At 62.3% G+C, this 1,596-nt stretch carries 1 protein-coding gene; it reads right to left on the bottom strand.

Annotated features, from left to right (window positions below):
- Window positions 1–1,596: AAA family ATPase (locus AC1D1Z_RS37255; protein ID WP_477853832.1), on the bottom strand; the 1,596-nt coding region annotated here is incomplete at both ends.

The following is a 1,596-nucleotide window of genomic DNA, read 5'->3' as shown; positions in this document are numbered from 1 at the left end:
ACATTGGCGAGCGCTTTTCCCGGTCCTGCTTGTCGCCACGGCTCGCGAGAAGACCGGTCTTGCCCTTGAGCGCGCCAAAGCTCTCTGGCTCGCCGGCAATCCTTGCCAGGGTGGACTGCGCCACCGACTGGTCCGTGAGCATGGCGTCGACATTGATTGCCTTGAAGGCCGCTTCCGGCTGGGCGTAGACGAGATGGAAGCGGGTCGAGACGTCCTCCCATTGTTTCTTGAGGCCGGGATCGGCGGCGAGCTTACCCTCAACAGCCTGGTCGAGCGATTTGGGGAAGGTGGTGATGCCTGACACCATGGGCTTGGCCTCCTTGATTGTGTCCCGGATGGAGTGTTTGTTGCTGCCGCGGACCAGTCCGAGTGCCGCACCGATTGCGGCCAGACGGGCGCCGAGGTCGGCGAGTTTCTGTTTTTGCCGGACGGCCCATTGGAGGCGATCGTGTGCGATCGTGCGGGCGACGTTCATGAGCTGCAGGCCGCKGGCCTCGGCAAAGCGCAACGCCTGGCGATAGAGAGCGCTCTTCTGGTAGTCGAGGCTGGTTTCCTTGGCGTTCCGGCGCGACAGGATCGGAATGAGGCCGCCGGATTTCGCGAAGGAGCGACTGCCGTAGTAGACGGCGAGATCCTCACGATGGCGCGTCATGGCCACATAGGTGAGATGCCTGTCCAATGAAAGGGAAGCAAGCACCTTCACACGGTCGACGGTCGCGCCCTGGCTCTTGTGGATCGTCGTCGCATAGCCGTGATCGAGATTGTTGTAGAAGCGCTGCTCGACCGTGACCTGGCGGCGGTGCTCGCCGTCACCAATCTCCGCAACAATCCGGCCAGATGCGGCTTCAAGCACCCTTGCGAGCATGCCGTTCTTGACGCCAAGGCTGCCCTCGTTCTTGAGGAACACGATCTGGTCGCCGGTCGCGAACATGCGAGTTCCGTCCTCTGTCTTGAACGCAAATCCGTCCGCGACGACGCCGCGTTCGACCAGCTTGGCGCGCGCCATATCATTGAGCATTCGGACGTCGCGGCGAAGGTGTGCGAGGATCAGGCTGGTCTTCGAAGGGTCGTAGTCCCGGTCCCAAGCTGCGATCAGGCTTTCGACGGCCTCGTCCTTCAGTCTCAAACCAATCATTCGACCATGAGCGGTGTAGGCATCGACAGCCTTGCGGACATTGCCACGAGCGAGATCGAGCGAGGCGTCGCGCATCCATTGCTGGCGCTGACGATAGATCGTCTCGAGTTCGGCATAGCCGATGCGATCGGCGATCGCACGGAAGGCGGCGCCCGCTTCGATCGGTTGAAGCTGTTCCGGATCGCCGACAAGGACGAGTTTGGCGCCGGCCTTGGTTACGGCTTCGACCAATAGCGCCATCTGCCGTGACGACACCATGCCGGCCTCGTCGAGTACGATAACAGTCTTGTCGTCGAGCCGGTTGCGACCCTGGTTCCAGCGAAGCTCCCACGACGACAGCGTGCGGGAGACGATGCCAGCTTCCTTCTCCAAACCTTCGGCGGCTTTGCCCGCCAATGCTCCGCCGACCACACGATAGCCGGCCGTTTCCCACGCCTCACGCGCAGCCTTCATCATCGTTG

This window comes from Rhizobium sp. P1_E1 (assembly GCF_056406015.1).
The sequence above is the reverse complement of the archived record's forward strand: the minus strand, read 5'-3'. Positions and strand labels throughout refer to the sequence as shown.